At 36.1% G+C, this 26,920-nt stretch carries 21 protein-coding genes, 4 tRNA genes, 2 riboswitches and 1 other annotated feature; of the genes, 5 read left to right on the top strand and 20 right to left on the bottom strand.

Annotated elements, in window-relative coordinates:
* Positions 1 to 104: 104 nt before the first annotated feature.
* On the bottom strand, positions 105 to 2,519 hold the full coding sequence (leuS, locus tag IV57_RS05100) for a leucine--tRNA ligase (RefSeq protein ID WP_057880428.1): 2,415 nt from the start codon (positions 2,517 to 2,519) through the stop codon (positions 105 to 107).
* 44 nt (positions 2,520 to 2,563) lie between these two features.
* Positions 2,564 to 2,774, bottom strand: a binding site (T-box leader).
* Positions 2,773 to 4,044, bottom strand: coding sequence for a glucosaminidase domain-containing protein (locus IV57_RS13465; RefSeq protein ID WP_057880427.1), 1,272 nt, complete (start codon positions 4,042 to 4,044; stop codon positions 2,773 to 2,775). Its footprint overlaps the feature before it by 2 nt.
* Positions 4,045 to 4,124: 80 nt before the next feature.
* Here IV57_RS13465 and IV57_RS12955 point away from each other — a divergent pair, with 80 nt between their 5' ends.
* The gene (locus tag IV57_RS12955; protein WP_083488892.1) at positions 4,125 to 4,775 is read left to right on the top strand and encodes a phosphatase PAP2 family protein; all 651 of its coding nucleotides are present in this window, start codon (positions 4,125 to 4,127) and stop codon (positions 4,773 to 4,775) included.
* Here the strand turns inward: IV57_RS12955 and IV57_RS05090 are convergent.
* Together IV57_RS05090 and metK are read right to left on the bottom strand one after the other, a co-directional pair.
* The gene (locus IV57_RS05090; protein ID WP_057880426.1) at positions 4,722 to 6,197 is read right to left on the bottom strand and encodes an MDR family MFS transporter; all 1,476 of its coding nucleotides are present in this window, start codon (positions 6,195 to 6,197) and stop codon (positions 4,722 to 4,724) included. The genes IV57_RS12955 and IV57_RS05090 overlap by 54 nt on opposite strands.
* 73 nt (positions 6,198 to 6,270) lie before the next feature.
* Positions 6,271 to 7,464 (bottom strand): methionine adenosyltransferase, encoded by a 1,194-nt coding sequence (gene metK, locus IV57_RS05085; protein WP_057880425.1) that lies wholly within the window; start codon positions 7,462 to 7,464, stop codon positions 6,271 to 6,273.
* Positions 7,462 to 7,537: riboswitch (SMK box riboswitch) on the bottom strand. Its footprint overlaps the gene before it by 3 nt.
* A gap of 93 nt (positions 7,538 to 7,630) precedes the next feature.
* Here metK and IV57_RS05080 point away from each other — a divergent pair.
* The gene (locus IV57_RS05080; protein WP_057880424.1) at positions 7,631 to 8,305 is read left to right on the top strand and encodes a hypothetical protein; all 675 of its coding nucleotides are present in this window, start codon (positions 7,631 to 7,633) and stop codon (positions 8,303 to 8,305) included.
* An 80-nt stretch (positions 8,306 to 8,385) separates the two neighbouring features.
* Here IV57_RS05080 and IV57_RS05075 read toward each other — a convergent pair.
* Together IV57_RS05075 and IV57_RS05070 are read right to left on the bottom strand one after the other, a co-directional pair.
* Positions 8,386 to 8,458 (bottom strand) — tRNA-Val (locus tag IV57_RS05075).
* 4 nt (positions 8,459 to 8,462) lie between these two features.
* Positions 8,463 to 8,534 (bottom strand) — tRNA-Glu (locus IV57_RS05070).
* A gap of 129 nt (positions 8,535 to 8,663) precedes the next feature.
* Between IV57_RS05070 and IV57_RS05065 the strand changes: the two genes are divergently transcribed.
* Complete coding sequence (locus IV57_RS05065; RefSeq protein ID WP_236704321.1) at positions 8,664 to 9,281, top strand: DNA-3-methyladenine glycosylase; 618 nt, start codon at positions 8,664 to 8,666, stop codon at positions 9,279 to 9,281.
* Here IV57_RS05065 and IV57_RS05060 read toward each other — a convergent pair.
* The 12 genes from IV57_RS05060 to lysA all read right to left on the bottom strand — a co-directional run bounded on the left by IV57_RS05060 (position 9,276) and on the right by lysA (position 23,693).
* Positions 9,276 to 11,075 (bottom strand): heavy metal translocating P-type ATPase, encoded by a 1,800-nt coding sequence (locus IV57_RS05060; RefSeq protein ID WP_057880422.1) that lies wholly within the window; start codon positions 11,073 to 11,075, stop codon positions 9,276 to 9,278. The genes IV57_RS05065 and IV57_RS05060 overlap by 6 nt on opposite strands.
* A 249-nt stretch (positions 11,076 to 11,324) precedes the next feature.
* Positions 11,325 to 11,921 carry a hypothetical protein gene (locus IV57_RS05055; RefSeq protein WP_057880421.1) on the bottom strand — a complete coding sequence of 199 codons (597 nt, stop codon included), beginning with the start codon at positions 11,919 to 11,921 and terminating at the stop codon, positions 11,325 to 11,327.
* A 188-nt stretch (positions 11,922 to 12,109) separates the two neighbouring features.
* Positions 12,110 to 12,691, bottom strand: coding sequence for an anaerobic ribonucleoside-triphosphate reductase activating protein (nrdG, locus tag IV57_RS05050; RefSeq protein ID WP_057880420.1), 582 nt, complete (start codon positions 12,689 to 12,691; stop codon positions 12,110 to 12,112).
* Positions 12,621 to 14,831 carry an anaerobic ribonucleoside-triphosphate reductase gene (gene nrdD, locus IV57_RS05045; protein WP_157051907.1) on the bottom strand — a complete coding sequence of 737 codons (2,211 nt, stop codon included), beginning with the start codon at positions 14,829 to 14,831 and terminating at the stop codon, positions 12,621 to 12,623. Before nrdD ends, nrdG begins: the two co-directional genes overlap by 71 nt.
* 278 nt (positions 14,832 to 15,109) lie before the next feature.
* Complete coding sequence (locus IV57_RS05040) at positions 15,110 to 16,420, bottom strand: hypothetical protein (protein WP_157051906.1); 1,311 nt, start codon at positions 16,418 to 16,420, stop codon at positions 15,110 to 15,112.
* Between the two features lie 92 nt (positions 16,421 to 16,512).
* Positions 16,513 to 17,574 carry an aspartate-semialdehyde dehydrogenase gene (locus tag IV57_RS05035; protein ID WP_057880417.1) on the bottom strand — a complete coding sequence of 354 codons (1,062 nt, stop codon included), beginning with the start codon at positions 17,572 to 17,574 and terminating at the stop codon, positions 16,513 to 16,515.
* 25 nt (positions 17,575 to 17,599) lie between these two features.
* Positions 17,600 to 18,784: an aminotransferase class I/II-fold pyridoxal phosphate-dependent enzyme gene (locus IV57_RS05030; RefSeq protein WP_057880416.1), complete on the bottom strand. Its 1,185-nt coding sequence runs from the start codon at positions 18,782 to 18,784 to the stop codon at positions 17,600 to 17,602.
* Positions 18,785 to 18,874: 90 nt separating this feature from the next.
* Positions 18,875 to 19,648 (bottom strand): 4-hydroxy-tetrahydrodipicolinate reductase, encoded by a 774-nt coding sequence (gene dapB / locus IV57_RS05025; RefSeq protein WP_057880415.1) that lies wholly within the window; start codon positions 19,646 to 19,648, stop codon positions 18,875 to 18,877.
* Positions 19,649 to 19,659: 11 nt separating this feature from the next.
* Complete coding sequence (gene dapA, locus IV57_RS05020; RefSeq protein ID WP_057880414.1) at positions 19,660 to 20,529, bottom strand: 4-hydroxy-tetrahydrodipicolinate synthase; 870 nt, start codon at positions 20,527 to 20,529, stop codon at positions 19,660 to 19,662.
* Complete coding sequence (locus tag IV57_RS05015; protein WP_057880413.1) at positions 20,530 to 21,687, bottom strand: N-acetyldiaminopimelate deacetylase; 1,158 nt, start codon at positions 21,685 to 21,687, stop codon at positions 20,530 to 20,532.
* A gap of 2 nt (positions 21,688 to 21,689) precedes the next feature.
* Entirely contained in the window at positions 21,690 to 22,394 is a 705-nt protein-coding gene (dapD, locus tag IV57_RS05010; RefSeq protein WP_057880412.1) for a 2,3,4,5-tetrahydropyridine-2,6-dicarboxylate N-acetyltransferase, read from the bottom strand.
* A 15-nt stretch (positions 22,395 to 22,409) separates the two neighbouring features.
* Positions 22,410 to 23,693 carry a diaminopimelate decarboxylase gene (lysA, locus tag IV57_RS05005; protein WP_057880411.1) on the bottom strand — a complete coding sequence of 428 codons (1,284 nt, stop codon included), beginning with the start codon at positions 23,691 to 23,693 and terminating at the stop codon, positions 22,410 to 22,412.
* Between the two features lie 80 nt (positions 23,694 to 23,773).
* Positions 23,774 to 23,956: riboswitch (Lysine riboswitch) on the bottom strand.
* Positions 23,957 to 24,101: 145 nt separating this feature from the next.
* Between lysA and IV57_RS05000 the strand changes: the two genes are divergently transcribed.
* Together IV57_RS05000 and dapF are read left to right on the top strand one after the other, a co-directional pair.
* Positions 24,102 to 25,460 carry an aspartate kinase gene (locus IV57_RS05000; RefSeq protein ID WP_057880410.1) on the top strand — a complete coding sequence of 453 codons (1,359 nt, stop codon included), beginning with the start codon at positions 24,102 to 24,104 and terminating at the stop codon, positions 25,458 to 25,460.
* Between the two features lie 18 nt (positions 25,461 to 25,478).
* Positions 25,479 to 26,444, top strand: a complete 966-nt coding sequence (dapF, locus tag IV57_RS04995; RefSeq protein WP_057880409.1) for a diaminopimelate epimerase — start codon at positions 25,479 to 25,481, stop codon at positions 26,442 to 26,444.
* 112 nt (positions 26,445 to 26,556) lie between these two features.
* Here the strand turns inward: dapF and IV57_RS04990 are convergent.
* Positions 26,557 to 26,630, bottom strand: a tRNA-Arg gene (locus tag IV57_RS04990).
* A gap of 157 nt (positions 26,631 to 26,787) precedes the next feature.
* Positions 26,788 to 26,877, bottom strand: a tRNA-Ser gene (locus tag IV57_RS04985).
* Between the last annotated feature and the right edge of the window lie 43 nt (positions 26,878 to 26,920).

The raw sequence follows: 26,920 nt of genomic DNA, 5'->3' as shown, positions 1-26,920 counted from the left end.
CTTCATATCAATTATCTTAGACAATAATTTGTCTTTTAATTCCTAAACAACTCAACCGCCAAAAAAGACTTCGGAAAATTTCCGAAGCCTTTTTTTATTTTACCTTATTTAACAACGATATTAACAATCTTATTAGGAATTACGATTACCTTAACAATTTGTTTACCATCAATAAATTTCTGAACCTTATCATTAGTTGTTGCTAATTTTTCAAGCTCATCTTTTGAAGTACCAGTAGCAACTTCAACTTTATCTCTTAATTTACCATTAACTTGTAGAATAATTTCAACTGTATCAGAGACTAGCTTACTTTCATCATATGTAGGCCATTTAGCATACGAAATTGATTCGTCATGACCAAATTTACTCCAAAGCTCTTCCATCATATGTGGTGCAATTGGAGCTAACATCTGAACTAAACCTTCAGCGTAAACCTTAGGCATCGTATCAGCCTTATGAGCTTCATTAACAAAGACCATCATTTGTGAAATAGCCGTGTTAAAGTGCAATGAAGTATAATCTTCAGTAACTTTTTTCACAGTTTCATTATAAATCTTATCGAGTTTACCATCATTAGTATCAGTCAGGTAACCTTCACGCATTGTGCTGTAATCATCATCATTAACGAATAGCTTCCAGACACGATCCAAGAACTTATAGGCTCCAGAAAGTCCATTTTCTGACCAAGCAATTGAAGCATCCAATGGTCCCATGAACATTTCATAAACTCTCAAGGTATCAGCACCATATGAATCAACGACATCATCAGGATTAACAACGTTACCCTTTGATTTAGACATCTTTTCATGACCACCACCAAGAATCATACCTTGGTTATATAATTTTTGGAAGGGTTCTTTAGTTGGAACAACGCCCAAATCATACAACACTTTGTGCCAGAATCTAGCGTACAACAAGTGAAGTACCGCATGTTCGGCCCCACCAATGTATAGATCAACTGGCAACCATTGTTTCAAGAGGTCATAATTAGCCAATTCTTTATCATTATGTGGATCAATGTATCTTAAGTAGTACCATGATGAACCAGCCCATTGTGGCATGGTGTTAGTCTCACGACGACCTTTACGACCGTTCTTATCAACCACATTGACCCAATCAGTCAAGTTGGCTAATGGACTTTCACCAGTACCTGATGGTTTGATATCATCATCAGCTGGTAACTTAAGTGGCAATTCATCTTCAGGGACAAGTGAAGTTGTTCCATCTTCCCAATGAATAACAGGAATTGGTTCACCCCAGTATCTTTGACGTGAGAAGACCCAGTCACGTAAACGGTAGTTAACCTTCTTTTCACCAATACCCTTATCTTCAAGGTATTCAACCATCTTGTTGATGGCATCTTCCTTATTCAAACCATCTAAGAAATCAGAGTTGATGTGTTTACCATCACCAGTAATTGCACCATCTGCTAGATTTCCTTCAATAACTTGTGTCATTGGCAAATTAAATTTAGTAGCAAAAGCAAAATCACGGTCATCATGAGCTGGAACAGCCATAACCGCACCAGTTCCATAAGTAACCAAAACATAATCTGAAATCCAGATAGGAATTCTTTTACCATTAACGGGGTTGATTGCATAGGCACCAGTGAAGACACCAGTCTTTTCATCGTTCAAGTCAGTTCTATCAAGATCTGATTTGTGAGAAACTTCTTCTTTATAAGCATCAACTGCAGCTTTTTGTTCAGGAGTAGTAATTTTGTTAACTAATTCATGTTCCGGAGCTAAAGTCATATATTCAACACCAAAAACAGTATCTGGTCTGGTTGTAAAGACGTTGATCTTATCATCTGAATCAGCAACTGGGAAAGTAATTTGTGCACCAACCGAACGGCCAATCCAATTTCTTTGCATTTCTTTGATACTTTCTGGCCAGTCAATATCGTCAAGATCATCAAGTAATCTATCAGCATAGGCTGTGATCTTCAACATCCATTGACGCATAGGCTTTCTAACAACTGGGAAACCACCACGTTCAGTCTTACCATCAATAATTTCTTCGTTAGCAACAACTGTACCCAAATCTGGTGACCAATTAACCAAAGTTTCTGATTCATAAGCCAAACCCTTTTTGTACATTTGTTCGAAAATCCATTGAGTCCACTTGTAGAATTTAGGATCAGTTGTTTGAACTTCACGATCCCAATCATATGAAAAACCAAGTGAGTTGATCTGACGTTTAAAGTTTTGAATGTTTTTTTCTGTAAAGTCAGCTGGTGTATGACCAGTATTCAAAGCATATTGTTCTGCAGGAAGACCAAAAGCATCAAACCCCATTGGATGTAAAACATTAAACCCTTGAGCACGTTTCATTCGAGCAATAATATCAGTTGCTGTATAACCTTCTGGATGTCCAACATGAAGTCCTTGACCTGATGGATATGGAAACATATCCAAAGCATAAAAGTTCTTCTTCTTAGGATCCTCTGTTGTTTTAAAAGTATTGTTTTCCTTCCAATACTTTTGCCATTTCTTTTCTACGGTGTTGTGATTGTACATATATTTTCCTCCTATACAAAAAAAGTCCTATGATTATATATTAATCATAGGACGAATTATCGCGTTACCACCTAAGTTCCGCACTAAATAAGTACGACTCTCGAAATCCTTAACGGGGATCAAGCGCAGTTACTTACTTAGGTTCAGCAACTATTATCAGTGGACGAGTTCGAAAATAAAATCCTACGCATTCACATTACCATGCGCTTTCTGAAAGGAATTTTATAATCTACTACTTCCGTTGTTTTATATCTTATACCAATAATGATTGTCCGACAACCAATAAATCTGAATTTAGATTATTTAGTTGTTTGATGTTATCAACCGTTGTCCCTGCTTGTGAAGCAATGGAATCAATCGTATCACCGTCTTTGACAGTCACTGAACTACTATTTTGGTTAGCAGAATTACTTGAATTATTGGAACTATAATCATTTTGAACATTGATCGAAGTTGAATCAGTATCGCTATCATCTGAAGATGGCACATACTTCTTCACACCATCACGTTCATCCTGAACCATAACAGGTGCTTGTTGACTACCATAAGCATCCCCAACACTACCAGTATCACTAGTATTTGCAGTAGCATTGTTAGTATTAGCCACATTCTTAGCTGACAATGGTTGACCATCGCCACCAATTACTTGGTTAACAATTAAAGTTTTACCCGTATAGATGTAATTATTCGTCTTCAAATCATTCAAATTGATCAACGTGTCAGTTGTAATGTTGAACTTAGCAGCGATTGACTGCAACGTATCACCCTGAGCTACTGTATAAGTTTGATCTTTATCAGTTGAATCACTATCAAATTGCGTTAAATTATACTTTTCAATGACATTATTCAATTTATCAGCATAAGTTGTGTCGGTAGCATAACGACCAGTTAGATACTTAGTAGCATCTTTATACGTAGTTGCATTACTCTTCCAAGCACCAGCATATATTTGAGAATTACCTGAAGTTCCACCACGAAGTAATGAAACATAATCTTCAAGTGATTCCTTATATGAAGGATACTTTCTAAAGTTTGAGCTAATTGAATACAGACTACCCGTACCATCATCTTCTTGTGTACCCATATTAACTGATGAGCCCTTATAATCACCCTTGATACCAAAGAGATTATAATTAGGTGAACTAGCTAACCCACTAGTTCCCCAGCCACTTTCAATCATGGCTTGAGCAATCATTACTGATGCATAGAGGTCATTGTTTGAGGCTAACTTACGTGCTGAATTACCAATATAATCAATAAACTGTTGGTCACCGACACCAGTAGAGCTAATGGGAGCATTGGCTGTTGCTGCGTTTTGAGTTAACAAATTGTTAACAGACAATGCTTCGGCTTTAACTGGTGTTGGAGCAGCAATATTAGCTACTTCAGCCACGGCAGCACCAACAAACATACTCGATCCTAAGATCGACATGTTCTTGCGCAAGTTTGCATTCTTATTTTTTTTATTATTTAATCTAGTCAAACGACTATCTTCTAATTTTCTTTCACGACGTGTAATAATCATAAATATTTTGTCTCCCTCAAAATCTTTATACTTTATTATATTTCTTAACAAAAACTTAAACAATAGAGAGATTAAAAATTATGAAAATATCTAAAAAAATATCTATCATAAATGTGTTTTTATGTATTTTATTTGTCTTTTGGACCATCAATGTCATTCAACAGACCCCTCTAATCAAAAACTTCGATACAACTTTGATAAATCAAGTTTATCACCACAATAATTTAACTGTTAGTATCTTCCGCCCAATAACTAATATGGGTGATACTTACGAAACTATTTTGGTGACAGCTATTATTTTTATATTATTAATCATAAAAAAATACTACTATGCTTCAATTTACCTAATACTTAACAAAGTCGTTGTCGCTGGTCTCAACAGCCTATTTAAAAATACGATTAAAAGACCTCGTCCAAGTCACACACATTATATTAGTGCTGGCGGTTTCAGTTTCCCGAGTGGTCATTCGGCCAGTTCCTTTGCTTTATATATCTCCCTTTTAATAATTAGCCTTTATATTTTTAAAAAATTAAGCACTAAAATTATTATTAGTTCAATCTGTATTCTCATTGTATTGTTAATCGGATATAGCCGAATATTTCTAGGCGTTCATTACCCTAGTGACGTTTTGGGTGCTTATCTACTAGCAGCAACGATCCTAACTTTCAACACTCTATTATTTAGAACCAAGGATCTTTCGATTCTTCAATTCAAAGGCATTAAGAATTAAACCCAACACTAATAATACAAGAGAAGCGATGTAGATATTGTGCAATCCTGAAAAAAGAATTTGTCGCATTTTGGGTAAAAGTTGGTGTGGCAATGAATTAGCTGTTTGTGGATCAATTAGTTTATTCATCATATCAACAGTAATATTTTTATTCTCAGCAGCACCCTTTGCTAAAGCGGTATTCAAAATAATTCCATAGACAGAAACCATCATTGATTGACCGATTGTTCTTAGTAAGGTATTAAAACTGGTTGCAACCCCAACGTTTTCCGGATCAACGACGGTTTGAGCTGTGACTGTCGTAGTGGTAATCGTTAAACCAAATCCAAGCCCAGCGATTCCGGCTAACATACAGAAGTACCAGAATGGTGAGGTCGGATTAGCCAATAACAATAGACCATTAGCAATGGCTAAGAAAAACAAACTGATATAAATGACACGATTGGGTGCCATTTTTTTTATCAATGTTCCAGCCCAGAATGAACCCAAGATCCAAACAATTGAACTTGGCGTCACTGCAAATCCCCCCATAGAAGGACTCAGACCTAAAATACCTTGCATCCACGTGGGAATATAGGCTTCAAAACCAATCAAGAAACCACTGACCAATAAGGCCAAAACATTTTGAATCACGAAGGTTTTATTTTTGAACAATTCCAATGGTAAAATCGGATCACTGACATGTTGTTCCACTTTAATAAAGGCAAAAATAGAGGCAATTGAAACTACTACTAAACCAATTGGCAAAATAGGATTGCTGCTACCAATGTACTGTAAAGCTAGCATTAAAGGCAATAAAACTAATACTAAAAGAATTGTTCCCATATAATCAATCTTTAATTTCTCATGTTCCTTTTTATCTTCTTTAAAAAAGAACCAAATCAAGGCCATTGTTAATAAACCAACTGGCAAATTAATCAAGAATACCCAGTGCCAACTTAATTTTTCAACAATAAAGCCACCTAATAACGGAGCAATAACAGCGGCAATTCCCCAAGCTGATCCATTAAGTCCTAAAATTCGCGCACGTTTTTCTAATGGATAAATATCAGCAATAATCGTAAAGGTCAACGGTTGAATCGCTCCCGATCCGATACCCTGGATCACACGAGCCAAAATCAAAGTTAACATCGAATTGGACATGGCACAGAGCGTCGATCCAATTACAAAAATAACCAAACCTATCAAGAGAACTGGTTTACGCCCAATGATATCTGACAATTTTCCATAAATTGGCGTTGCTACAGCTGTCATCAAGAGATAAATTGAAAAAACCCAATTCATCAAACTGACCCCATGTAAACTTCCGATAATCGTCGGCATCGCTGTCGAAATAATCGTTCCCTCAATTGCCGTCATAAATGTTGCAATAAAAACGGCAATCGTAACTATCACAACATTTGACTGTTTCTTTTGTGTCATTAAATATTTCCTCCCATAAAAAAAGAGACTATTCCTAAAGAATTAACTTTAAGAACGCCTCTGTAATCACCGATTAAATTTTCAAGAAACTCTTAATATCATTAACTTTATCAAGTTTTTCCCATGGTAAATCGATATCTGTACGTCCGAAGTGACCATATGCGGCCGTCTTCTTATAAATTGGTCTTTGTAGATCTAGCATTTGGATAATACCTAATGGACGAAGATCAAAGAATTTGTTGATAACTTCTTCAATTTGTTCTTCGGAAAATTCACTAGTTTCAAATGTATCTACATGAACTGAAACTGGTTTTGCCACACCAATGGCATAGGCAATTTGAATTTCAACTTTTTCAGCAACACCCGCAGCTACAAGGTTCTTAGCGATGTATCTAGCAGCATAACTGGCTGAACGGTCAACTTTAGTAGCATCTTTCCCAGAGAAAGCACCACCACCGTGACGAGCAAATCCACCATATGTATCAACGATGACTTTCCGTCCCGTAAGTCCAGAATCTCCTTCTGGGCCACCAATAACGAAACGACCAGTAGGATTAATTAAAATCTTTGTCTTGTCGTCCATCATATTAGCTGGCACAACTTCGTCAATTACATATTTTTTAATATCTTTCTTGACTTGGTCCAACTTAGCCTCAGCTTTGTGTTGTGTACTAATAACAATTGTATCAACACGAACAGGATGATCATTTTCATCATATTCGATTGTTACTTGTGACTTAGCATCTGGCATTAAGTAATCAACGGTACCATTTTTTCTAACTTCAGCTGTTTTTCTCATCAACTTATGAGCTAGAGAGATTGGTAATGGCATGAATTCTTTGGTTTCATTAGTAGCGAAACCAAAGACGAAACCTTGATCACCGGCACCGATTTGATCCAAAGGATCCTTATCTTTATTACCACGTTCTTCAAGTGCATCATCAACACCCTGAGCAATATCAGGAGATTGTTCATCTAGTGCGACTAGTACGGCACAACTATTACCGTTAAAGCCAGGATTTGTACCATCATAGCCAATATCAGTAATTGTTTTACGTACGACACTTTGAATATCAACATATGCAGAAGTAGAAATCTCACCAACAACTAGCACTAAACCAGTTGTAACAGTTGTTTCGCAGGCAACACGCGCATCTTTATCCTTTGCTAAAATAGCATCGAGAATTGCATCACTTATTTGATCAGCAACTTTATCTGGATGTCCTTCTGAAACTGATTCAGAAGTAAATAAATAATTTTTTGACATATCTTTTCCACCTTTGAGGTTACAGGGCCTATCCTAAATAAAAAAGGATCCCATCAGGAACCTTTTAATAGGTTAACACAAAATAAGTTCGTTTTCATGAAAAAAACATAGTTTGACGTCTAACTTTTTCTACATTACTATGATTCTATAACCTAAAGGAGTAAGCATGGATAAGTTAAAATCTAAACGATTATTAGCAGCTCTTATTGAATTTATCAGTTATCATATTTTTCCATTTATTTTTATTTTTGTGCATGACCTGAACAACTATTCAATTCATGGATTTTTGATCATCATGGTGGCAATGGTAGCCTTGTACAAAGAATTTATTCTGACTTTGAACCCAAACAAATATTTCCACATCCTATATAGTGGGATTTATCTTTTACTAGCCTTGTTATCAATTCATTCGCTGAATCTTTTTGTAACAATTTTGGTTTTTGCACAACTTATTTTCCTATATATGATTAAATACTTACCCGAAAGTTACCAAAATCTTGCTTCATTAGTAGAAGACTTTGTCGTTCCTAGTTTTATGTCAATTGCTCTAGCTTTTACTTATATGCATTTTATTTCGGTCAACTTTGTCGTTCCTTTACTATTAGTTAACTTAGCAACGGTCATGATCAATTATTTCGAGGGTACCCGTTTTGATTATATCCAATTAACGGCCATTTCAGCTTTAAGTCTGATATTATTCCTGCTCAACTATATCAGCCTTTGGACAGCTCTAGCCATTATTGTCTTCATCGTAACTATGTCTCTCTTGAAAAAATATCGGAATTTTTCACAATCAAATTTATTTTATCGTGTGATCGGTAATTTGATTTTAGTTATTTAAAGGGATTTCTTATGGAAATCCTTTTTTATTGAACAAAAAAAACATCCAACCGAAGTTAGATGTTCTAAATGTTTTTGGAATGGAGGATACAGGGATCGAACCTGTGACCTCCTGCTTGTAAGGCAGATGCTCTCCCAGCTGAGCTAATCCTCCAAAATGACCCGTACGAGATTTGAACTCATGTTACCGCCGTGAAAGGGCGGTGTCTTAACCACTTGACCAACGGGTCATAATATTTAAATGTTTGTTGCTCTCATGAGCACAAGAAATATAATACAATATAAATAAAGGTGTAGCAAGCTTTTTTTTTAATTATTTCGATTTTTTTTTAAAATTAGGAGGATAATGAATTTTGAACGTGCAAAATTACTTTGAAACCGCAGAAACAATGGACTTAGCTCAAGACATGCTGGGACATACTTTCACTTATAAATCTGATCAGGGAGACTTTTCGGGATTAATTGTTGAAACTGAAGCCTACCTTGGCCCAATTGATATGGCATCTCATAGTTACAATGGTCGTCATTCTGAGGCTAATGATCCCCTTTATCAATCTGGCGGAACAATCTACATCTATTCGATCCATAGTTGGCTGGATATGGATATCAGTATTCAAAAGGCTGGTATCCCTAACGGAATTTTAATACGTGCTCTACAGCCGCTTACCGGAATTGAAGCAATGGAAATAAACCGTAACCGAACTGGGTTTGAAACCACCAATGGTCCAGCTAAGTGGATGGCAGCCTTTGGTATTAAGGACAAATCATTGTCGGGAACAATATTAAATGAAAATAATTTCTCATTTTCAGCAAAAAAAGTCCAAACTCCCCAAACTATTTTAGCAACACCTAGAATCGGTGTGAAAAATAAGGAGCCTTGGACTTCCAAAAATATGCGTTTTATTGTTAAGGGTAATCCTTACGTTTCTAAACTACCTAAACGTGATATGAACCTTGAAACTTATGGTTGGTTATAATTTGTCACTGCGGGCACGTAAGGCATAGAGAATGGCAACGGTATCGACAACTTCTTGAAACAATGCTCCAATGATTGTTGGAATCAATCCAAAAGCAGCCACGATCATCAAACCAATACAAATAAAAATCCCTAATAATACTGCTTCCCGAGCAATTTTCATTGTATCGTGTGCAATTTTAACCACAGTACTTACCTTACTGAGATCATCTTGTAAAATAACAGCATCAGCGGATTCACTAGCAGCGTTGGCACCCTTATAACCCATGGCAATTCCAACATCAGCTAAAGCCAATGCCGGAGCATCATTGACCCCATCGCCAACCATTATTGTTGGATGATATTCTTTTTCTAAACCGTTTATGATTTTAACCTTATCAGCGGGTAAACTTGAAGGATAAGCTTTAGTAATTCCTACTTCAGAAGCAACCATCTCGGTTGCTTCTTTTTTATCTCCAGAAATCATCAAAACATTTTTAATTCCAAATTTTTTTAATTTATCAATCGTCGCTTTCGATTCCGGACGAATTTGATCCAATAAACTGTAAGCTCCGGCATACTTACCCTCGATTGAAACATAAACCCCAGAACCTTTTACTTTATCAACTGTTGCAGTGGTCACAAAACTTCCTTGACCAACCTTCACGACATGCCCTTCAATCGTACCTACGATTCCTTCAGCTGTTATTTCCTTGAGATTCTCAGCATTGTGGAACGCTATTTGACGTTCTTTAGCATAATCAACAATTGCTTCAGCCATAACATGACTAGAGTTTTGTTCAATTGAGGCAGCATAAGACATTACTGTTGCTGAATCAAAATCAGAGGTTACTTTAAATTCATCAACGACTAATTTACCTTTAGTGATCGTACCAGTTTTATCAAAGGCAATTGTTTTGGCAGAGTTGAGTTTTTCTAGAGCTGTTCCTGATTTAATAATAATTCCATTACGACTGGTCCGACTCATTCCTGAAACAAAAGCGATTGGCGCTGCTAAAATCAACGGACATGGTGAAGCAACAACCAATACCTGAGCGATTCTAACGGGATCTTTAGAAATATACCAAGCCAAGCCAGCAATCACATAAGCAATTAATGTAAAAGGTACAGCATATCTATCGGCCAAACGAACAAAATGTGCTGGATGTGTTTCTGACTCTTTGACCAACTTAACAATAGCCTGGTACTCAGAATCTGCCGCCACTTTTTTTGCATTGATTCTAAAAGGATTTTCACCATTAATTGAACCAGACATAACTTGTGAACCAACTTTGACATTAATCGGAACCGATTCACCAGTTAATGATGACTCATCAACCTCTGACTGTCCTTCAATCACAACACCATCAACTGGAACTTGTTCTTTGGGACGGATTAACAACTCATCTCCTACCTTAACATCATCAATATCAACGTCCTTGATGTCACCTTGAGCAATTAGATGTGCCTGTGAAGGCGTGTTATCTAAAAGTGATTTCAATTCACTCTTTGCCTTATTAGCAGCATATTCCTCTAATGTATCACCACCAGTCAGCATCAATAAAACAATCCATCCGGCCCAATATTGACCTAAAGCAATTGTGGCAATAATGGCCGTAATTGCTAACAGATCGACCCCAAAATTACCTGATTTAAGGACTTTGATCATATCAACAAACATAATCAAGGCTAATAACAAACCCAAAATACTGATAATTAACTGTGCATAACCTGCTAAATGGAAGATAAATTCTAAAACAGCGGCAATAAATCCAATGGTTAACGTTCCATATAATTTAATTTTGTCTGAGTTCATAAAATCACAACCTTCCAATTTATTTAACTCTTCAACAAGATTATACCTGCCTCAGATTTAAAAGTGAACCCTTATTTGGAATGATTCTCATTTAATTATCATTTTAACATTATCTTAAAAATAGCTACATAAGTAGATTGTTAATTAAGAATTAAAGTAAAGCGATAATGTATCTTCGACTTTAATTAAATTACTAGCTTTCAAAAACAGTTGCCACCTTGGATTGATATAAAAATCACAAACGATTTATTATTCAATTGCTTTTAACTGTAAATAAATCTTTTGTGCGGAAGAATTACTACTAATTTCTGTAATCAATCCATTTCCTGAATAATTTTTATTAAAGGAGGCCCGATTCAAACTTATAGTGGCTTTAACGTCGGTTTGTGCGATTCGTTTAAAATCAGAACTGGTCATATTAAAATAGATATCATTTCCTTTGATACGATCACTGATATAGGTTTCAGTTGGTGAAATAGTAAAATGTGCTTCCAGTTTGCTAACCAAATGCTTTAATGTCTGAAAAATCATCATTCTAGTAGCTACGATCACTAGAAATAGGATAGTTATTAATATTAGTAAATACAGAAAAAACAACGCATTGATACTCAAATGTATAACATTAATTCCAATCACTAATCCTAGAACGCTAAATAAATAAATTGTGACCATCATTACCAAAACTATCCCTGTTGCTAAACAAACATTTCGATAAAAACGACTCAATAAATTAATCATACTCAATTTAAAATCATTATTTTGTTCTTCCTGAGCCAAAAAATATTTTAATTCAGGATATCTATACAACGATTTAATTGCCAAACCAAAAGGATCACCATAATTCATATTAATCACTCCAGTATCGTTATTCGAAGATCACTTCGTTTATCTATGGCAATATCGTATCACACTTTTCGAACGTATGTTCGTGTAAAATAAAAAAAGATAACATTCAGTAATTCTTTTGTACCGACGTACAAAATATCACCTTCAGTTATCTTTTTCAATTTCATTTATCGTTCGATAATCATATTTTATCTAACCAATTTATCCCAAGCAACAACGTCTCCACTAGCTAGAGACTTCTGTACATCAATGATTCTCTGATTAGACGACCCACGGAACTGTAACGTTAAATCCTTTTTGCGCAATAGAAAACGACCATCAATTAAAATGTCGATCAACGAAAGCATTTCCAATTTATCATCAGAATCCTTCATTATTTCGTCCCACGAATAGCCAGTCCAAGACCAGATATCTTTTGTATGCCCAAATTCTTTTCTAACACGCTTGCATAACGATAAACAAACTTCAGTGTTCAAGAATGGCTCCCCACCTAATAGAGTTAATCCCTGAACATAACTCTGACTGAGATCAGCAATGATTCTATCTTCAAGTTCTTTAGTATAAGATTTTCCATAACGGAAATCTTGAGCCGCAACGTTATAACACCCCGGACATCTGAACAAACAGCCTGAGACGTACAAGCTACATCTAACGCCTTCACCGTCAACAAAGTTAAACGGTTTGTAATCAGCAATTTTTTTAAGACTGTGGTCCTTGCTTAACCATTCTTTGGGAGTCGGATTGTTTGGCTCTCTCATATTTTGCCGCATGTTGTATCATCTCCGAAGTCATATTTTTTCTACGTGAAGCTATTTCCACGTGACGACCATGAATCATTGGTCTCTGTTGTGGATTACCGAGATATCCACAAGTACGTTTAACCACATCACAAAATTGTGGATCGTGATTACCACATTCAGGACAAACAAAGCCTCTGGCGGTAGCATTAAATTCACCTTTAAAACCACACTTGAAACACTGATCAATCGAAGTATTGGTACCTAAATAACCTACATGGTCATAAGCCCAATCCCATACAGCCTCCAGGGCCTTAGGATTTTGACGAAGATTAGGATATTCACAGTAATGAATGAATCCACCAGCAGCGTATTTGGGGAAAACCTCTTCAAAAGTTAATTTCTCAAATGGTGTTGGGTGCTTTCTGACATCGTAGTGAAAACTATTAGTGTAATATTCTTTTTCAGTGATATTAGGAATTGAGCCGAACTTATCAAGATCATCGCGACAGAAAGTATCAGTTAATGATTCGGCCGGAGTTGAATAAAGACTGTAATGATAACCACTTTCTTTAGCCCACTTCAGACATTTTTCATGCAACTCTTTAACAATGGTTTCGGCAAAATCATGTGCCTCTTGATTATGTTCCCATTTTGGACCATAGAATTCGGTACAAACTTCATATAGACCGATATAACCAAGTGATACGGTAGCACGTTCATTCTTAAACAATTCATCAATACTATCGGTTTTCTTAAGACGCTTACCAAAGGCACCATACATGTAGAGTAACGGCGCATTTTCTGGTTTAGCTTGTTTAGTTCTTTCGATACGATATTCCAAAGCGGTGTGACAAATCTGCATTTTTTCTTCGAAGATGGACCAGAATAAGTCTTTATCTCCTTTGGATTCCAAAGCGATACGCGGAAGATTAACCGTTACAACGCCAAGATTCATTCGACCAGAATTAACCTCTTTACCAGATTCATCTTTCCAACCTTGTAAGAAAGAACGACAGCCCATTGGGGTTTTAAAACTTCCCGTAATTTCTTTAATTTTGTCATACATCAATAGATCGGGATACATTCTTTTAGTGGAACATTCCAAAGCCAATTCTTTAATGTCATAATTGGGATCATTAGGGTTCAGATTCAATCCACGCTTGATAGTAAAAGTTAGCTTAGGAAAAATAGCAGTACGATGCTCCTTACCTAATCCCTTAATTCTAATTTCCAAAATAGACTTTTGGATTTCTCGTTCGATCCAGCTGGTTCCTAAACCAAAATTAATCGTCGTGAACGGTGTTTGTCCTTGTGAAGAGTAAAGTGTATTGATTTCATATTCAAGGGCCTGCATGGCATCATAAATGTCTTTACGGGTCTTTTCACGAGCAAACTCATCTTGTAAATCCGTGGCAATCCATTTTTGAGCATCAGCCAAATGTTTTTTATAATTAATTTCTGCATATGGAGCCAATAATTGATCGATTCGATTAGCTGAACAGCCACCATACTGTAGTGAAGCTACATTCGCAATAATTTGTGACATCTGTGCTGTGGCGGTTTGAATGGAACGTGGTGAAGCTACCCAAGCATTACCAATTTTAAAACCATTGGAAAGCATTTCATCAAAGTCGATCAAACAACAATTAGTTTCGGGGGTAACTGGTGAATAATCTAAATCATGCCAATGAATATCGCCACGCATATGTGATTTTGCAACAATTTCTGGCAACATTTTTAATCCCATGGCTCGACTGGCAACACCGGCTTCCAAATCACGTTGGGTATTAAAGATATTACTATCTTTATTAGCATTTTCATGCACAACTTCTTCATTACGATCAAATAAACGTTCGATATTTAACTGCACATTAGTAGCTCTAGCAAATTTTTCTTGATCCTTTTGAAAGTAATCTTCGTAGATATTCGCTTGTTTAGCTAAATCATTATCCTTTAAAGCACGAAAAATAAAACTGTGCAATTGTGTAGTAGTAATCAAATCTAAATCGATAAACTGATTAACTATTTGCTTCTCTATCAATTCTTCCTGTTTGGCAGACAAGGCTAATTGATCCAGAATAAATTCAATTTTATAGGGGTAAAAATCAGTTTTAACTCCACTTCTTTTTTCAACAGGAATCGATACTAATTCTTCTAATTTGGCAGTCATAAATCTTCCTCCTAAAACTTTGGCCATTCGGCAACGATAAATACTGACATCATTCTATAAAAAAAATACTAAAAAGAAAAGACTACTAAATACAATATGATGTGTTATGTAACACATCCATACAATATATAGTAGTCTTATTTGATTTTTTATAAAATTATCATTCCACTAGATTCACAAATCGTCGTTACATTTACGTGAAATCTTACTCTATCAAACACACGTTCATGTTCAAAAACAAAGTGCTAAATTTCACTTATAGCGTTGTAATGGATGAATTATTCTTTTTCTCTGGCAAAATAAAATGTAATAGCTGCGTATAAAAATACCACCGCTGTTATGAATATATGGACTCCATAAAGTACCCCATTTGTAGGACCATCAGTAATATGATTATTAAAGAATCCTAGAGCATTGATCTTCATGAAATAACTGATGAAATAAATCGTTGTCATATAAACTAATTGCTGCGAAACATTTCCGACACATGACAATTGATATTTAATCAAGAAAGCTCGTTCTGAATCAAGATCGGTATTTTTATATAAAGCATCATTTAGAATTCGGTTATCTGTCCCGACAAAGATTGCACATAAGAACAATCCTAAAAAGTAGGTGTAATTGAATAAAGCCAAGACCAAACCCATCAGGAGCAAAGGATAACGCCATGATTGATGATTTTTAAGCAAAATAGGTCCCAATTCAAAACCAATTAGATAGAGTGCATAAATTAGCATTAAAGTATTGAAGCCAAATCTAATCGTACTGTCAAAAATTGCATACAACATAACGTAATTCATGACTACTCCACGATTAATTGCTACTAAACTAACTGGGAAAAGTTTTTTATGAATCCCAATCTGATAGTAAGCCAAGAATAGGAACAATACGATGGCAACAATACTGATGATCAGATCAAACGTATTAGAAACCGTTTTAAGCCGTGTATAACGAACAATAAAGATCAACATTACTAAACTGGCTAAAACGATCAGACTAAATAGTGAATTTACCTTGAATTTGGGTTTCTTCTCCAATCCCTGATAAAAAGTGAGACGATGCGTAATATGCATCCCTCCGACCATTGCTGCTAAAAACAAAAAGGCCAATAGAACAAACGATAAACCTAAGAATTGAGTTTTCGTTGCAATCAATTGTACAGCCACCAAAATAACTAGTGTTATCAAAACTGATAAGGTATGCATTCGATTGAATTTAAATTCTTTGTCCATCTGACCACGGGATCTAACCGTTAAATAATATGGCCAGATCCAACTGGAAGCTAGACCCAATAAAACACCACCAATGATACCTAAGACTGGATTAGCGGCTCCCAAAATACACAAGGAACCAATTACCCCAAACAAACTCGACATTGCTAACATAGTTGATGCTGGCAATGTGATAAAAGTTGTCAGTAACATCCCTAACGCTCTAAAAGTATAAAGCATTAAGAATGGCAAGGCATAGGTAAAAATATTTTTATTTTGGTTGTATAACGTCAAACAGAAAAAATACGGTATCGCGACTCCAGCATTAGCCAATAGGTCTAAAACGCCTTCGTTAAATATATTCATTATTCGCTTCATTTTTTTCTCACCTGAAATTAAATGTCTTTAAACATTCTAACAGAAATCCCAATAAAAAAATGGAACACAGTCTATTTTCTGTGTTCCATTTTTTATTTAACGCGTACTAATTTGTCAGCAACTAAATGTTCGGCAATTTGAACAGTATTCCAAGCAGCACCCTTTAACAAGTTATCAGATACGACCCACATGTTGAAAGCTCCCTCATTTTCCAAATCAGGACGAATTCTTCCCACATAAGTTTCCCGACTGCCGACCGCATTAATTGGCTGTGGATAAACTTGATGGGCTGGATCATCTTGTAATACAGCTCCAGGAGCATCTTTGATAAGTTGTTGAATCTTTTCAGTTGTAGCTGATTGGTCTTCAACTTCAATATAAATTGACTCACCATGACTAATTGGAACAGGAACTCTGACACAAGTAGCTGTGACCTTGATCTCAGGTGAATTCATATCACCTAACATAATCTTTTTAGTTTCATGAATCATTTTCCACTCTTCATGAGAATATAGATTATCTTCCAAGACATCAATTTGTGGTAACAGGTTGAAAGCTAAAGGATAATGCTCCTTATCGCCCTTCGTTGGAAAAATATCGGCTTTCATGTCTTTACCATCCAAATAGTCCTGAGCCTGTGAATATAGTTCTTTTAAAGCACTTTCGCCAGCACCACTAGCAGCTTGATAAGTTGAAACAATGATCTGTTTCAAACCAAAAGCTTTTCTAATTGGTTCCAGTGCAACCATCATTTGAATCGTCGAACAGTTTGGATTAGCAATGATGCCGTGATGATTATACAAAGCTGCCTCATTTACTTCAGGAACAACCAAAGGAACATTTTCATCCATTCGAAAGGCACTCGTGTTGTCAACACAAACTGCCCCACGTTTAACAGCTTCAGGCAAAAGTTTTTTAGAAACAGCCCCACCAGCTGATGCCAAAACTAAATCCACACCTTCAAAAGACTCTGGTTTAGCTTCTTCAACAGTCACATCTTGACCTTTAAATTGAAGCTTTTTACCAGCTGATCGATATGAAGCCAAAAGTTTAACTTTTGAAACAGGAATTGTTGACTGTTCCAATTGTTGAATTAAACGTGTTCCCACGGCACCTGTGGCACCTAAAATTGCGACTGTATATTCTTCACTCATAAGTAATCCATCCCTTAATTCAAATTTACAAACTCTCTGTGAATTTTCTCAAACGTTTCATAGCTAATTGAATATCTTCCATCGAAGCGGCATAAGAAATTCTGAAGTAACCTTCGCCACCCTTACCAAAGGCAATACCTGGTGTTACACCAACTAGTGCTTCGTTGGCCAATTTGTTAGCAAATTCAATTGAAGTCAAATTGTATTTAGCAGGAATTTTAGAGAAAGTATAGAATGCACCTTCTGGCAAAATTGTTTCGTAACCTAAATCATTCAATTGATCAACTAAGAAATCACGACGTTCTTGATAAACTTTCTTCATGGCAATTGGATCATCAATTCCATTTGTCAAAGCCTCTTGAGCAGCAAATTGTGCTGGATTTGAAGGAGCAGTAACAGTAAAGGCATGCATCTTGTTAGCTTGTTCAACGAAGTCCTTTGGTCCAGCAATATAACCGATTCGGTAACCAGTCATGGCATGTGATTTAGATAGTCCATTGATCAAAATCGTCTTGCCGGGCATCAACTTAGCCAATGAGAGATGTTTGTGACTGTATGTTAATTCAGCATAAATTTCATCTGAAATAACATACATATTCTTATCTTTAACGACATCAATAATTTCTTGTAATTGTTCTTTTGAATAAACAACACCAGTTGGGTTACCTGGGAAGTTAAGCATCATAGCTTTAACTTTATCAGGGCCTTCTTCTTTAATGACCGCTTCCAAATGTTTACCGGTCATAACAAAACCATCAGCAGTAGTATCAACTTGCACGGGAATACCACCTAATACCTTCACGATTGGAATATATAGAGCAAAGGTTGGTGTAGGAATAATTACTTTATCACCAGGATTAATAATGGCAGCTAATGAATCAAAGATAGCCTCAGTCGCACCGATTGTAACAATAATTTCAGTTTCAGGATCATAATGCAAATCAAATTGCTTGTCCAAGTAACCTGAAACGGCTTCTCTAAGACTCAAGAACCCCTTTTGATCTGAGTAATGAGATTCATTTTCCTTAATACTTTCAATGGCAGCATCTTTAACGTGTTCGGGAACATTAAAGTTTGGTTCACCAAGAGTTAATTTAACCAACCCAGGAATTTTTGCAAATTTTTCAGCAAACTCTCTGATCATTGATCTACCCATAGGGGCAATAGTTTCATTTACAACATTTTTTACTGACGAGTCTAATTCTGGCATTCTTCAACACTCCTTAAAATTTAATGTAATTTAATTCTAATACAAATCGGAGTAAATTATTAGAGTTTTTGTAATTTATTTAAATAATTTCTAAATAATCTGTTCTAATCCAATCACGAGTTGGTTTTGTTTCATTACTTCATGAACGGCTAACTTAACCCCAGTCATGAATGATTGACGATCTGAGGTACTTTGAGAAATTGTTAATGTTTCACCAATTCCCCCAAAAATAACCTCTTCATCCGCTACAAAACCTGGTAAGCGCAAAGCATGGATCTTAGTTCCATGATAATCACCACCACGCGTATGCATTGGATCTTCACTACTAGGTTGAGCTTGATTCTCTCCGCGAGCTTCATAGATTAATCTAGCGGTGTTTAACGCCGTTCCCGAAGGTGCATCAATTTTATCTTCATGGTGTTTTTCAATGATTTCAGACTCGGCAAAATACTTAGCTGCAACTTGAGCAAACTTCATCATCAAGACGGCTGATAACCCAAAATTAGAAGCAATAATTCCACCAAGCTGTTCGGCATCAGCCAATTTCTTCAATTCTGTAGTCTGATTTTCACTCATTCCACTAGTTCCAATGACGGGACGAATCCCTTGTTCAATTGCAAATTTAGTATTATTAAATACTGCAGTCGGTATCGAAAAATCAATCCAAATATCTGCAGCAAGATTAATATCAGTTAGTTTATTAAAAATTTTCACATTTTCAGCCAAGCCATATGCCTTAGGATCAAGATCCGTTACCACTGGATTAAAACCTGCTACTAACTGCATATCCTCTGAGTCATTAACCATTTTGACTGCTTTTTGACCCATTGAACCATTAAAACCTGAAATTATAACTTTTATCATCGGAAAACTCCCTAAAAATCTAATTTTTGAAACAGGATATCTCGTTCTTCTTTATTCAACGGAAGGATTGGTAAACGACAGCCACCGACTGCATATCCTAAATGATTCAAAGCGGCCTTCACTGGTGATGGTGATGGATACATGAATAAGGCATTCATCTTTGGCGTCAATTGACGTTGGATTTGACCGGCAATCTGATAATGACCCTCTTCCAAAGATTGGTACATTTCGGTCATTTCATTACCATAAATATGTGAGGCTACTGAAATAACTCCATTGGCACCAATGACTTTGGCAAACAAGGCTTGATTATCTTCACCACTATAAACTTTAAATTTTTGAGATGTATGTTCTACGATATATTCTAAATCCTCCATCGTGTTGCATTGTTTAACACCTTTAATATTCGAAACTTGAGCTAATTTGACAACCGTTTCTTTTTCCATCAACACACCTGTTCGACCAGGTATGTTATAGATCATAATGGGAAGTGGCGACTCTTTAGCAATTTTTTCAAAATGAGCAATCATCCCACGCTGATTAGGCTTGTTATAATAAGGCACCACAACCAAGGCCATATTAATACCTTGAATCTGGGATATTTTATTAATAAAATCAATCGTTGCTGCAGTACTGTTGCTACCGGCACCAGCAATAATTGGTACTCGACCATCAACTATATCTACAAATTTACGATATAAATCCAACTTCTCGTTTTCAGTCAACGTTGGCGTTTCACCAGTTGTTCCCCCAATCACAAATCCTTTACTACCAGTCGACAATAAATGTTCAGTTAATTTTTTTAACGATCCAAAATCAATTTTTTCATCTTCATCAAACGGAGTAATTATAGCTGTCATTAAATCAGCATTTTCAAACATTTAAACTTCCTCCAAATTCATTCGATAATTGAAAAATCCAACCACCGCATCGACACCTTTTTGAATAGCTGCTTCGTTAGGTAAAAATTCTGCCGAGTGAAGTGCCCCTTTACTTTCAACTCCGAGCCAGAACATCATGCCCGGTATTTTATTGATTAAATAACCAAAATCTTCTCCGGTCATCTTTGGTTTTGTTTCTTCAAAAGTAATCTGTTTATTTTCTTTCATATAATTAATAAATCGTTTTGTTAATTCCGAATTATTTTCTACTGGATAATAACCACCTTGGTTATATTCAACTGTGATCTGACAATTAAATGACTTTTCCAAACCTGCAGCAATTTCAATAATTCGTTGACGGATGAATTCAATCATCTCTTGGTTCAACCCTCGAATGGTACCTTCGATCCGAGCCTCTCCTGCGATAACATTTCTGATTACGCCAGCCTGTATTTTGCCAAAGGTGATCACACCACATTTGATAGGATCAATACTTCTTGAAATAACCGTTTGAACTTGATTGATAAAATTCGCGGCAATAACAATTGCATCATTGGCCAAATGTGGATAGGCCGCATGACCACTTTTCCCATGGATTATGATGTTGACCTCTGTTGTCCCAGCAAACAATGTTCCATTTCGACAACCGATAACACCAGTTTTCAGTAATGGATTATCATGCAAACCATAAAATTCATCAATTTGAAAGGAACCGGTAAAAGCACCTAAATCATAAGCAACTTTCCCACCACTTTCACTTTCTTCCGCTGGTTGAAAAAAGAACACTAAGTTATCTTTGGGTTGATGTTCACTGTAATAATTGAGAATTCCTAGGGCTACAGCCGTATGAAGATCGTGCCCACAAGCATGCATTACCCCAGGATTTTTTGAAGCATAACTTAAGCCATTAGTTTCAGTAACCGGTAAAGCGTCCATATCACAACGATAGCCAATATTTCTGACTGGTTTTGATCCCTTAACCAACACCAACAGAGCAGTTGGTAAATCTGGTAGCTCTTTTATTTCCAAATTGGTCTGCGAAAATGAAGCAATTATTTGTTTAACATAGGCTTGCGTTTTATATTCTTGCATTGATAATTCAGGAATTGAATGTAAATGACGTCTAATTTGAATTAATTCATCACTCGATAAGGTCATAATTATAACTTCCTTAAGGTACTCTCAATATGAGTTTTATCAGTCGTCTTTTGATCTTTTACCTTTAAAATTTTAGCAGGTACCCCGGCCACTACAGTTCCAGCAGCAACGTCCTTAGTTACAATGGCCCCTGCACCAACTACAGCATCATCCCCGACTTGTACTCCTTCAAGAACAACTGCATTAGCACCAACAATAACGTTATTGCCAATTCTAACTGGTTGAGCTGAAGCTGGTTCAACAACTCCGGCCAAAACAGCGTTGGCACCGATATGGGAATTTTCACCAACAGTGGCACGACCGCCAAGCACAGCTCCCATATCGATCATTGTTTTAGCACCAATTTCAGCACCAATATTGATAACAGCTCCCATCATGATAACGGCATTGGCACCAATTGTGACTTGATCACGGATAATGGCACCTGGTTCAATTCGAGCATTAATATGCTTGATATCTAACATTGGAACTCCTGTATTTTGGGCACTAGCCTCAACATAATAATCAGTTAAATTATTGTCTTTTAAAATAGGTTCAATAATTTTAAAATCGCCAATAATAATTGCTAAATCGTTACTCTTAAATACTTTAATTGAAGATGGGAAAACAACTTTAGAAATATCGGCTTGTAAATAAATTTTTACTGGCGTCGATTTCTCAGAATTTCCTATATAATTGATGATTTCTTGAGCACTCATTTTTGTCATTAAATTTTCCTCCAATTAATAATCACGATCTAGACTAATTAAATCTTGATAATTTTCCCGTTTTACGACTAATTTATCCTGACCATTTTCAACGAAGACCACAGCAGGACGAGGATTACGATTATAATTCATTGCCATCGAATATCCATAGGCTCCAGTATCAAGTATTGCTAAGATGTCACCGACTTTGGTTTCAGGTAACTCCTGCTTATCAATTAAGATATCACCTGACTCACAATATTTACCAGCAATGTGGGCTGTTTCAATATTTTCTTGGCCCATCTTATTGGCAACCACTGCCTCGTACTTGGCTTGATATAAAGCTGGTCTAATATTATCACCCATACCTCCATCAACTGATATATATGGAGGTAAATTAGGAATATCTTTTCGAGAACCAATTGTATAAAGAGTATAGCCTGCTGGTCCAACGATGGAGCGACCAGGCTCAATCCAAATTTCAGGAACATCGTCGCAACTTTGCTTCAATTCATTAGCAATTTGAGAAATAAATTCTTGAGCAGTAATGGGATCGTCAGCTTCGTTATAACTGATTCCAAAACCTCCACCGAGATTAATAACTTGAGGCCAATAGTTAAATTCTTTTTGAAGATTCTTCGCAATCTCAATCATCTTTTTGGCCAACATTATAAATCCCTGTGTTCCAAAAATTTGCGAACCGATATGTGCATGAATTCCTAAAAGATTCATTCGCTTATTTTCTAAAACCAATTGCATGGCTTTCTTTGCTTGACCTGATTCAACATCGAAGCCAAATTTACTATCTGTTTGACCAGTTTGATCATATTTATGCGTATGAGCGGAAATCCCTGGGGTCAAACGCAACATAACGTTTATTTTTTCATCATCTGTTTTTAAAATACGTGCAAGTAATTCAATCTCGTGAAAATTATCTAACATGATTACTCCAACGTGATTTTTAACAGCCATTTCTAATTCTTCAAATGATTTATTGTTACCATGAAAACTAATTTTATCACTGGGAAAACCTGCTGCTAAGGCAGTATACAATTCTCCACCTGAGACAACATCAATGTGAACGTCCTCTTGTTTCATCACCTGATAAATGGCTTTAACGGCAAAAGCTTTACTGGCATAACTGACTTGATACTTCAAACCAGCTTGTTCAAAAGCCAATTTAAATTTTCTTATTTGGCTCCGGATCGAAGCAACATCGAATACATATAATGGAGTGCCATATTTCTTTGCTAAATCAACACTATCAACGCCACCAATCATCAAATGGCCATTCTTACTAGCTAATTCATCTATAATCATTTTATCTACTCCCTTTTACCAAATAAAAAAAGACCTCTTTGCTTAATAAACAAAGAGATCCATAAATAGTCTGCATCAATTTTGTCTTAAGCTCAACGTAACCGATATTATGGTTACGACAGTTCGTATTCTCTTAATAATACGCCCCAGCTTGCTGAATTCTGTAAAACTCAGTGCTTCGGCAATCTTCCCTTTCAATGAGTTCCACGTTTTTACAGAAACTAGCTCATTTACTAATGTCGATTGCGACCTCTTTTGTTGGTACTAAGATTATAACAATGCTCATTATTCGTCAAGTAATATTAATAATTTTCTCATATTTCTAATAATTAATATTTTTTTCTTGTCATAACGGTCAAAAATGATACACTCATCATTAAAAACTATTTAATTTTAGAGGTGCATCGTATGAAGGTCGTTAAGTTTGGTGGTAGCTCTCTGTCAACCGGAGAACAATTTGAGAAAGTCATTAAAATCATAAATGATGATTTTGAACGGAAGGTCATCGTGACCTCAGCTCCAGGTAAACGTTTTGCCGGCGATACTAAGGTAACTGACTTACTAATCAAATATGCTCAAGCGGTAATTGATAATGAGGATTATACCAATATTATTAAAGAGATTGCCTCTCGTTATCGTGAAATCAGTACCCATTTTCAACTTGATGAATCCGTTATTAAATTACTTAAAGAAAAAATAATTGCTTTAGGCAAAACTGAGTTTCCTGACGATGAACATTTAATGGCAACTTTTAAGGCCCATGGAGAATTTCTCAATGCTATTCTCTTAAATAAAGTCCTTAATTCCCAAGGTATCAAATCAATTTTCGTTGATCCCAAAACAGCTGGTATTATTGTCCATGGTCAACCAAATGACGCCGATATTTCTCCAGAAACTTATACTAACTTAGCTAAGTTTGAGATTCCCGCCGATACTAAAGTCGTTTTCCCTGGTTTCTTCGGTTATAGTCAAGATGGTTCAATCTATACCTTTTCCCGTGGAGGTTCAGATATTACCGGGGCCTTATTGAGTCGTGGACTTCACGCTGATTTATACGAAAATTTCACTGATGTTGATGCCATTTACGTGGCCAATAACCATGTCGTCAAACATCCACAGGCCATCAAAAAAATGTCTTATCGGGAAATGCGTGAGCTTTCCTATGCTGGCTTTTCAGTTTTCCAAGATGAAGCTATTATTCCGGCAATTAAGGGTCAGGTACCGGTAAATGTCAAAAATACTAATAATCCCGAAGCTGACGGAACCATGATTGTTCCTGAACAATTTCTCTTTGATCCCGCTAATCAAATTACCGGTATCGCCTGTTCCAAACGTTTTTCAGCACTTTATATTCATCGCTACTTGTTAAATAAAGAAGTTGGTTTCACACTGAAGCTACTCAAAATTTTTTATAAATATAATATTTCTTATGAACATATGCCATCAGGTATCGATGATCTAACCGTTATTTTTGATCGAACTAAATTAGATAAAACAACGATCAAACATCTTTGCCATGATGTTAAAGAAATCCTCCAGCCAGATTATTTGGAATGGATGGACGACTATGCGATTATTATGGTGGTTGGTGAAGGAATCGCCCACAACGTCAATACGATCGGTGAAATCATTGATTCCTTAACGAAAAATAACATTGCAATTCACATGATCAATCAGGGTGCCTCAAGAATCTCTATTATGATAGGAATTCAGGAATCCGATGCTGATGATGCTGTAAAACAAATTTATAAAACATTTTTTGATTAAATAATTGAGGTGAATAAATTGGTAAAATTACTTAAAGTACATGGCTCAGAAAATAAATTTTTCATTTTAGATCAAACCTTACTGGAAACACCCTTAAATGATGATGAACTGAAAAGAATTGCAATTAATTTCTGTCAAAATATCCTGGGCGGTGCCGATGGACTATTGGTCATTGATACAAGTGAAAACTGTTTAGGAAAGATGCGTGTCATCAATGCTGATGGCAGCGAGGCAAAAATGTGCGGCAATGGTCTCAGAACCGTCAGTCGTTACCTATCGGAAAAATATCACCTAGATAATTTCAAGATTGAAACTATGGCCTCTGATCTATCGATTTCCAAAGCCGAAGATTTTTACAAGGGAGTTCCGGCTTTTAGTGTTGAAATCTCCCCTATCTCATTCAAAAAAATTGATCTGCCTTTCTCTTACAAAAGTTTAGACGAAATGGTTGATCAAATGATTCCAGAATTTTTACCAGATCAAAGTTTTACAGCCATTGCTGTTCCCAATCCACACTTAATTAGTTTTGTACCCGAAGTCAGTCAGTTAGAACTTGGCGATCTTGGACAAAAACTGAACGCAGCTAATAGTTATTTCCCTGAAGGAGTTAACGTTAGCTTTTGTCAGATCATGGACACTAATAAGTTATTTGTTCAAACTTATGAACGTGGCGTTGGTTTTACTAATGCCTGTGGTACCGGTATGTCGGCTACCAGTTTAGCCTTTGCAATCTTACATTCAGATAAATTTGACCCTACCAAGGATATTAGTGTTTATAATCCCGGTGGTATGGTCAAAACCCAAATAACCTTAAACGAGATTAAGGAGCTAAGTCAGATCCGTCTTATTGGAAATGCTACCTTTACTCATGAAATAAATCTGAGTGAATTTAATCTACATAACAACAATTTAAGCGATATTGATGTTAGTGATACTGGTGAGGAAAAAGATTATCAGTCGTTTGTTAAAAGTATTGCTGAATAATATTCCACGTTTATGCTGCATGTTTAAATTCAAGACTGGTTATGTCATTAACTCATTCTTGAGAACAAAAAAAGACTTATGAGAATTTATCTCATAAGTCTTTTTATATTAGTGCACCTAGTAGGAGTCGAACCTACAACCTTCTGATTCGTAGTCAGACACTCTATCCAATTGCGCTATAGGTGCATATCAATAACTCAACAAAAATAATTATATCATAGACTTTATAAAATTGTATATACTTTATTTGAAATAATTAATAATTATTTTTGCTTAATCAAAACCCTGTAAGTTAGTAAAAGAGTATCCCTACAACAAAGTAAGAATACTCTTTGTTCACTTACGGAGAGTAGGGGGTTCGAACCCCTGATACAGGCAATACCCGTATACATGATTTCCAATCATGCTCCTTCAACCACTCGGACAACTCTCCAGGGTACAAAAAAACTCCGGTTGTCAGACTCGAACTGACGACA

Source organism: Companilactobacillus kimchiensis (assembly GCF_001438805.1).
GTDB classification, from domain to species: domain Bacteria; phylum Bacillota; class Bacilli; order Lactobacillales; family Lactobacillaceae; genus Companilactobacillus; species Companilactobacillus kimchiensis.
The sequence above is the reverse complement of the archived record's forward strand: the minus strand, read 5'-3'. Positions and strand labels throughout refer to the sequence as shown.